Below are 7,389 nucleotides of genomic sequence, written 5' to 3'. Positions count from 1 at the left end.
GCGTGAAACAGCGTACGGGTGTGCCCAGAGTGTGAGCCTCCTTCGCCCCGAATGAGACGTTGATGTATCATTCGGGGCGAAGGAGGCTCATCGTTGTGCGAAGCGGTGGGCCTCCCCGCCCGCTCACCTGAACGGAACCCCATGCACGCCCGCCGCCCCACCGCCCCCGCCCCACTCGACCCGCGCCGGTGGATCGTCCTCGCCATCCTTTCCGGCAGCCTGCTGCTGATCTCGATGGACACCACGATCCTCAACGTGGCCTTCCCCTCCCTCGTCGGCGACCTCCAGCCCGGTGCCGTGCAGCAGCTGTGGATCATCGACGTCTACGCGCTCGCCCTGTCCGGCCTGCTCGTCACCGCCGGCGCACTCGGCGACCGGTGGGGCCGCAAGCGGCTGCTCATGGCGGGCTTCGCGATCTTCTCCGTCGCCTCCCTCATCGCCGTCTTCTCCACCGAGGCCTGGCACGTGATCGCGGCCCGCGCCCTCCTCGGCATCGGCGGCGCCGCGATCATGCCGTCCACCCTGTCGATCCTGCGCAGCGTGTTCACCGACGCCAAGGAGCGGGCCTTCGCCCTCGCCGTCTGGGCGGCCGTCTTCGGCGGCGGCATGGCGTTCGGCCCGGTCGTCGGCGGGCTCCTCGTCCAGGACTACGGCTGGCACTCCGCCTTCCTCCTGAACCTCCCCGTCGCCGCGGTCATCGTCGCGGCCGGCCTGCGCTACCTCCCCGAATCCCGTTCCCCGCGCAGCGGCGGCCGCTGGGACTGGTGGGGCGTCGGCCAGTCGATCGTCGGCATGCTCGCCCTCGCGGGCGGCATCAAGCAGCTCGGCAAGAGCGGGGCCGCCGATCCGCTCCCGTGGGCCCTGCTCGCCCTGGCCGCCGTCGCGCTGACCGTCTTCGTACGCCGTCAGCTGCGCGTGGACAACCCGCTGCTCCAGGTCCGGCTGTTCGCCAAGCCCGCCTTCAGCGTCGCCGCCACCGCGATCTTCCTGCCCATGGTCGGCATGGGCGCGATCCTCTTCCTCGTCACGCAGTGGTTCCAGTACGGCCAGGGCTACACCCCGCTCGAAGCGGGACTGCGCCTGCTGCCCGCCCCGCTCGCCCTGATCTGCGCGTCGATGGTGGCCCCCACGCTGATGCAGCGCTTCGCGATCCGGCACGTGCTGGGCGCGGGACTGGTGGTCCTGGCCGCCGGCATGGCCCTGCCCTGGACCTTCCAGCAGTTCACCGAGCTCGGCTACCCGGCCTTCGCCGTGGCCCTCACGATCATGGGCCTGGGCGCGGGCATCGCCACCACCGTCGCCTCGGTCACGCTGATCTCGGCCGCGCCCGCGGACGAGGTCTCCAGCGCGGCCGCCATCGAGGAGACCTGCTACGAACTCGGCTCGGCCATGGGCGTCGCCATCCTCGGCAGCACCGCGGCCGTCCTGTACCGCGGCAACCTGCCGGCCCTCGACCTGGACGGCGCCACCGCCAAGGCCGTCCGCGAGTCCGTCGGCGAAGCCGCCCACATCGCCGAACGGCTGGGCGGCACGGTGGGCAAGGGCCTGATCGAGGCCGCCTCCCAGGCTTACACCCTCGCCATCACGCCGGCCTTCCTCATCGCGGGCCTCCTCGCGGTGGCCGCGGCGGCCACGACGTGGACGATGATCCCGCGCGACCTCCGGCCCACCGAGAACCACTGACCCGGCCGCGCCCCGGCGCCCGCGTCACCGCCGCGGCGGTGACGCGGGCGCCGGGCCCAGTGTGGTGGTGCCCGGCGCCGCGCGGTGGCCCAGCCCCGTACGGTACGCGTCCAACGCGGCCTCGATCCGGCCCGTACGCCGCAGCAGGTCGCCCAGCAGCCGGCACAGATCGGCCAGATCCCCGCTGGCCCCGCTGCGTTCCAGCAGGGTCAGCGCCTGGACGTAGTGCTCCTCGGCGGACTCGCTCTCCCCGCGCTCCTCGGCCATCAGCCCGAGCAGCCGGTGCGCCCCGCCCGCGTGCACGGCGCCGTGGCTGTCGCCCAGCTCCAGCAGCCCGGAGAGCAGCTCGGCGGCCTCCTCACAGCGGCCCAGCCGGCGCAGTACGTCGGCCAGCTCCACCTCGACCTGCGCCGTGTACAGGGCGGCCCGCCGGGCCGCGAGGATGCCCCGGGCGGTGCGCAACTCCGCCTCCGCCGCCACCAGATCGCCGTTCTGCGCCAGTACGTAGCCGCGCATCCAGTGGCAGTGCGCCAGATCGGTCCGCAGCCGCAGCTGCCGGTAGATCGCCTGTGCCTTGGCGAGGGAGGCATCGGCGTCCGCCGGCCGCCCCGCGGCGAGGAACGTACGCGCGACCTGCCGGTGCATCCCCGCCACCAGCGCCGGATCGGCCACCTGCGGAGCCAGCGACAGGGCCAGCTCGGCCGCGTGCGCGGCCCGGGCGTGGGCGCCCATGTCGATGTACGGGCCGATCACGGCGGCGTACAGCAGCACCAGTGCCTCCGGATCGGCCAGCCCGCTCGCGTTCAGCTCGTCGATGGCGGATTCGAGCAGGTAGCAGGCGTAGCGGAGCTCCCCGGCGAGCAGGTGCGCGACGGCCCGGCCGCGGATCGGGCGGGCCCGGCGGGGGAGCGGCTCGTCGGCCAGCAGCCGCTCGGCCTCCTCGAAGCGGCCGATGGCGTCCGGGAGTTCCCCCGCCTCCAGCGCGCAGTCGCCGAGGCCCAGCAGCGCCTCCGCCCGTTCGGCGTCGAGGCCGAGCCGCTCCGCGTCCGCCAGCAGCTGCCGGTAGCGTACGGCCGCCTCGGCGGCGGCCCCCGTGGCCAGCGTCTGCTGGGCGTCGGTGAGGGCGAGGCGCAGCTCGGTGGCCAGGTGGGCGGGGCGCCCGGTGGCGAGCTCCTCGTACGAGGTGCCGAGCCGCTCCGCGAGGAAGCGCAGTGCCGTCTCGGAGGGCCGGACCTTGCCCGACTCCAGGGTCGAGATGTAGGCGGAGGTGTACGAGGGCTCCGCCAACGCCCTTTGTGTCAGCCCGCGTTCGGCGCGCATGCGCTGAACCCTGCGGCCGATCTCGGCCGGTTCGTCCATGAAGACCCCCTGGTCGCTCCAACTCCCCATGGTGCAGGGGTGGCTGGCCATTGCGCACGTCCCGTGCGCCCCCTAGTTTAAGCAATCGGTTCAGCGCACTTATCGCGCCGCTTAACTTCCGGTGACTTCCGGCCTCTTCCCGGGGAGAACTCCATGGACGCGTCCCTCCGCTTGACGCTGCGCGCCGCCTTGGCCGCGGCCTGTACGACGGCCCTGCTGCTGGCCGCGGGCCCACTCGGCACGGCGGCCGCGGCGCCGCCGCCGATACCGTCGCCGGCGAAGGCCGGCAGCGGGGCCGGTACCGGGACCCAGGTGGAGATACCCGGGCCCGAGGACGGCACGGCCGCCGGATCCGGCCACATCCGCGTCCCCGCCGCCGGGCAGGCGAAGAGGGCCCCGCAGCTCTCCGAAGCCGAGCGGGCGGCCGACGGCGAGGTCGCCAAGCTGGTCGACAACGGTTCGACCGCCGACCGCCTCGACATCGTCGTCATCGGCGACGGGTACACCGCCGCCGAGCAGGACCGGTTCCACGCCGACGCCCGGGCCAAATGGGCCGAGATCACCGCCGTCGAGCCGTACTCCACGTACCGCAACCTCTTCAACGTCTGGACGGTCGACGCCGTCTCCCACGACTCCGGCGTCTCCGGCGACCCCACGCCGGCCACCGTCCGCGACACCGCCCTCGGCTCGTACTTCTGGTGCGAGGGCATCGAGCGGCTGCTCTGCATCGACCAGCCGAAGGTGGACGCGTACGTGGCGAAGGCGCCGGCGGCCGACCTGGTCCTGGTCCTCTCCCACAGCACCAAGTACGGCGGGGCCGGGTACAACGAGCCCAGCGCCACCCTCGGCTACGAGGGGATATCGACGGCCTCCGCCGGCAACGCGAAATCCGGCCAGGTGGCCATCCACGAGACGGGGCACTCCCTGGGCAAGCTCGCCGACGAGTACTTCTACCCGGACACCCCGGGGTACGAGAAGTACGAGGGCCCCGAGCCCGCCGACTCCAACACCTCCACGCTGCCCGCCGACCGGATGGCCGCGGAGCGGGCCAAGTGGTACCGGTGGCTCGGCGCCGAATCGCCCGACGGCGGCACGGTCGGGGCGTACGAGGGCGGCGGCTACTACGTCACCGGCCTGTACCGGCCCACCGACGGCTCGATCATGCGCGTGCTCGGCAAGCCCTTCAACCTGCCCGGCACCGAGGCGATGATCGCCGGCTTCTACCAGCACGCGAAGCCCGCGGCCCCGCTCACCCCGACCGGCCGCACCCTGCGGCTGCGCAACACGGCGAAGGTCTCCGTACCCCGGCTGGCCGGTGCGGACGGCCGGCAGCTCGACGTCCGCTGGTACCTCGACGGCCGGGAGCTGAAGCGGTTCGCGGGCCGCACCGAGGTCGCGGTCGCCGAGCTGTGGCTCTTCGACCTGCGCACGCACAAGCTGTCGGTCACGGCCGAGGACCGCACCCCCTCGGTCCGCGACCCGAAGATCGCCCGCACCCTGAAGTCCACGGTCGACTGGAGCGTCCGCCTCTAGGCCATGTCTTGTGGATCAGGCCGGTCAACGGTGCGGCGCAGTCGTCCGGCCTGATCCGAAGGACATGGCCTAGCCGGTCCCGTAGTCCTCCACATAGGTGGCGATCAGCCGGAGCAGGGCGTCGGCCCGGTGCCGGTCCTCGCGCTGTGCTCGCAGGGCCTCGTCGGCGGCCCGCAGCCGGGCCAGGGCAGTCGGTTCGCCGTCCACCACGTCCTCGACCACCGGCGTGGTGACCAGGTCCAGGCACTCGGTGAGCAGGCGGCGGGTGGCGGCGGACGGCGGGCCCGGATCAGGTTCGACGAAGCTGTCGGTCAGATACTGCGCGGGATCGGTGAGGCTCCAGCCGACGACGGCGCCGCGCTGGACGAGGAGGGCGACATCGGGTGCGATGCCGATACGGGCATCCAGCGGCTCGTCCAGCACGTCGAGGTCGCGCAGGCCGGTGAGCACGGCGTCCCCGGGGGCCCGGCACAGCACCGAGCACCGCTCGTGCCGGAAGTCGCGGGCCTCATCGGCGCGCAGCCCGCCCGGGCGTACTTCGGGGAGAAGGGGAAGGCGCGCGACCTCCGCGGCGGAGGCGGACTCCTCCGGCCAGTGGAACCGCGCCGCGACCAGCTCGCGGCTGTCCCTGTCGAACCGGAGGACGTCGGGCGCGTCCCACAGCACCTCCTGGCTGCCGAAGGTGTCCGCGAAGAAGCGCTCACGCTCCGGCACATCCGCGTAGGGCGCGATGTCGACGGAGGCGTCACCGGTGAAGCGGGGGGTGATGCGCGTCGGTTCGTCCGTCGCCGTCGCGCACCAGTCGCCGTCGAACGTCAACTTCGTGGTCATTCCTGCCTCGTCTGATCTGCTGTGCCGGGCCGTGTATCCGTCCTTGAGGGGAACCCTGCCCTCCACGAGGTCCAGGTGGCTCAGGCGTCGGCCGCGTACGTCCAGAAGTCGCGCAGCACGGCGGGCGGGGTCGGGCTGTTCATCGCCCGCTGGGTGAGCAGGACGGAGACGGCGCCGGTGGACGGGGTGATGTGGCCGGCGGTTCCGGTGCCGCCGATCCAGCCGTACCGCCCCGGCACGTTCCACGGATCGCGGGTCGTGACGTCCACCGAGCCGCCGAACCCCCAGCCCTGCCCCTCCAGGAACAGCTCGCCGCCGGCCCGCTGGGCCGGGGTCAGCCAGTCGGTGGTCATCCGCTGCACCGACTTGGCCGACAGGAGCCGGCCGCGGCCCCCGTCCAGGGCCCCCTCCGCGAGCAGCATCCGGCCGAACGCGCACCAGTCGTCGGCGGTCGAGACCAGGCCGCCGGCGCCGGAGGGGAAGGCCGGGAGGCTGCTCCACTGCCCGTGCGGGGCGTCGGCCGGTTCGAGGCCGCCATCGCCCTCGCGGTAGAAGGTCGTGAACCGGCCCAGGTCGGCGGCCGGGACGCAGAACCCGGTGTCCGCCATGCCCAGCGGCTCGAAGATCCGCTCGGCCATGAACTCGGGCAGGGACTGCCCCGAGACCCGGGCGATGAGCACGCCCAGGATGTCGGAGCAGGTGTTGTACAGGAAGGCCTCGCCCGGCTGGTACAGCAGCGGAATGCCCGACAGCGCCTTCAGCCAGGCGTCCGGCGCCGCCGTGTGCTGCGGCTGCGGCGGCCCCTGCTTCAGCTCGTCGACCAGCGGCGCGACCGCGGGCAGCGAGAAGTCGGAGGGGAACCCGTACCCGGCGCGGGAGGTGAGCAGGTCGAACACGGTGATCGGGCGGTCGGCGGGCACCACGTCGTCGAGCGGGCTCGCGGGCGTACGGGCGACGAGGGGCGAGGCCAGCTCCGGAAGCCACGGCGCGATCTCGTCCTCCAGGGCCAGCAGGCGCTCCTCGACCAGCGTCATGACGGCCGCGGCCGTCACGGGTTTGGTCATCGAGGCGATCCGGAAGATCGAGTCCCGGACCATCGGAGCCGTGCCCTCGACGTCGGCCGAGCCGACGGCCTCCACCTCCACCCGGTCGCCGCGGGCCACCAGGCCCACCGCCCCGGGCAGCGATCCGCTGTCCACGTGCCGTTCCAGGATGTCGCGCAGGTCGCTCATCACTCCACCTCTCCCGATCCCGCTCCGGTTGCCTGCCTCTCAGACTCCCGCAGCGCCGCGCATTCATCGGCCGGACGCGCGGCGGACGCACGGGGGACGACCGGAAGGGTCACCACCAGTAGGCGGGGTACCTCGGTGCTTTGCGCCGGATGCGCGACGCGGCGTACCCGGTCAGGACGAGGAGCACCGTCGCGCCGAAGAGCAGGGGGACGAAGCGGGCGGGGTCCGGGCTCTGGAGCACGATCACGACGGAGGTGGCGCAGGCGGGCGAGTGCGGGGTGCGGGCGGCCATCAGCAGCGCGAGCGTGGCCCCGGCCGCGACGGCCGCGGCCCAGGCGCTGCTGCCGGCGGCGGCGAGGGCGCCGTAGCCGACGGCGGTGCCCAGCAGGTGGCCGACGACCACACCGCGCGGCTGGGCCAGGGGCAGGGTGGGGGCGCTGTGCACGAGGGCGGCGCTGGCGGCCAGGGGCGGTATGAGCACCGGCTCGTGGAGCAGCGCGCCGATCCCGACGAGCCCCAGCAGGACCGATGTCACGGCGCTGATGCTGTGGAACGCGGCCGCGGTGGTGGGGCGGGCGGGAGCCCGCCCGGCGGTGGTCCGGGACCGGGGGGATCCCGCGGCGGACCCGGAGGAGGGGGCAGGGGGGGGGGGCGAAGGGGGCGTACCCGCTGGTCGAGCGCCCGGTGAGCTGGGTGGCGTACCCGGTGAAATCGCTCGCCACGTGGACGGCGGTGTCGTAACAGCTCCACT

The 7,389-nt window shown here is 73.5% G+C and carries 6 protein-coding genes; 2 read left to right on the top strand and 4 right to left on the bottom strand.

Features of this window, described 5'->3' with window-relative positions; genetic code table 11:
• The first annotated feature begins 141 nt into the window (after nucleotides 1-141).
• Nucleotides 142-1,683 (top strand): MFS transporter, encoded by a 1,542-nt coding sequence (locus ADK52_RS05690; protein ID WP_053688681.1) that lies wholly within the window; start codon nucleotides 142-144, stop codon nucleotides 1,681-1,683.
• Nucleotides 1,684-1,707: 24 nt separating this feature from the next.
• On the opposite strand, the gene ADK52_RS05685 is transcribed toward ADK52_RS05690, so the two are convergent.
• Entirely contained in the window at nucleotides 1,708-3,042 is a 1,335-nt protein-coding gene (locus ADK52_RS05685) for a helix-turn-helix domain-containing protein (protein WP_053688680.1), read from the bottom strand.
• A gap of 153 nt (nucleotides 3,043-3,195) precedes the next feature.
• On the opposite strand from ADK52_RS05685, the gene ADK52_RS05680 reads away from it, so the two are divergent.
• On the top strand, nucleotides 3,196-4,575 hold the full coding sequence (locus ADK52_RS05680) for a M64 family metallopeptidase (RefSeq protein WP_053688679.1): 1,380 nt from the start codon (nucleotides 3,196-3,198) through the stop codon (nucleotides 4,573-4,575).
• Nucleotides 4,576-4,644: 69 nt separating this feature from the next.
• On the opposite strand, the gene ADK52_RS05675 is transcribed toward ADK52_RS05680, so the two are convergent.
• The 3 genes from ADK52_RS05675 to ADK52_RS05665 form a co-directional block, all read right to left on the bottom strand.
• Nucleotides 4,645-5,406: a hypothetical protein gene (locus tag ADK52_RS05675; RefSeq protein ID WP_053688678.1), complete on the bottom strand. Its 762-nt coding sequence runs from the start codon at nucleotides 5,404-5,406 to the stop codon at nucleotides 4,645-4,647.
• 80 nt (nucleotides 5,407-5,486) lie between these two features.
• Complete coding sequence (locus ADK52_RS05670; protein ID WP_053688677.1) at nucleotides 5,487-6,638, bottom strand: serine hydrolase domain-containing protein; 1,152 nt, start codon at nucleotides 6,636-6,638, stop codon at nucleotides 5,487-5,489.
• Between the two features lie 109 nt (nucleotides 6,639-6,747).
• The gene (locus ADK52_RS05665) at nucleotides 6,748-7,350 is read right to left on the bottom strand and encodes an HPP family protein (protein WP_063783777.1); all 603 of its coding nucleotides are present in this window, start codon (nucleotides 7,348-7,350) and stop codon (nucleotides 6,748-6,750) included.
• Nucleotides 7,351-7,389 lie beyond the last annotated feature (39 nt).

It is taken from the genome of Streptomyces sp. WM6372 (genome assembly GCF_001279655.1).
Lineage (GTDB): Bacteria > Actinomycetota > Actinomycetes > Streptomycetales > Streptomycetaceae > Streptomyces.
Note: the sequence above shows the minus strand (reverse complement) of the source record. Positions and strands in the feature narration are given on the sequence as shown.

Bases quoted from the DNA above. Each gene is read 5' to 3' on its own strand.
- ADK52_RS05670 (WP_053688677.1), bottom strand. From the start codon at position 6,638: ATGAGCGACCTGCGCGACATCCTGGAACGGCACGTGGACAGCGGATCG.
- ADK52_RS05675 (WP_053688678.1), bottom strand. From the start codon at position 5,406: ATGACCACGAAGTTGACGTTCGACGGCGACTGGTGCGCGACGGCGACG.
- ADK52_RS05690 (WP_053688681.1), top strand. From the start codon at position 142: ATGCACGCCCGCCGCCCCACCGCCCCCGCCCCACTCGACCCGCGCCGG.
- ADK52_RS05685 (WP_053688680.1), bottom strand. From the start codon at position 3,042: ATGGACGAACCGGCCGAGATCGGCCGCAGGGTTCAGCGCATGCGCGCC.
- ADK52_RS05680 (WP_053688679.1), top strand. From the start codon at position 3,196: ATGGACGCGTCCCTCCGCTTGACGCTGCGCGCCGCCTTGGCCGCGGCC.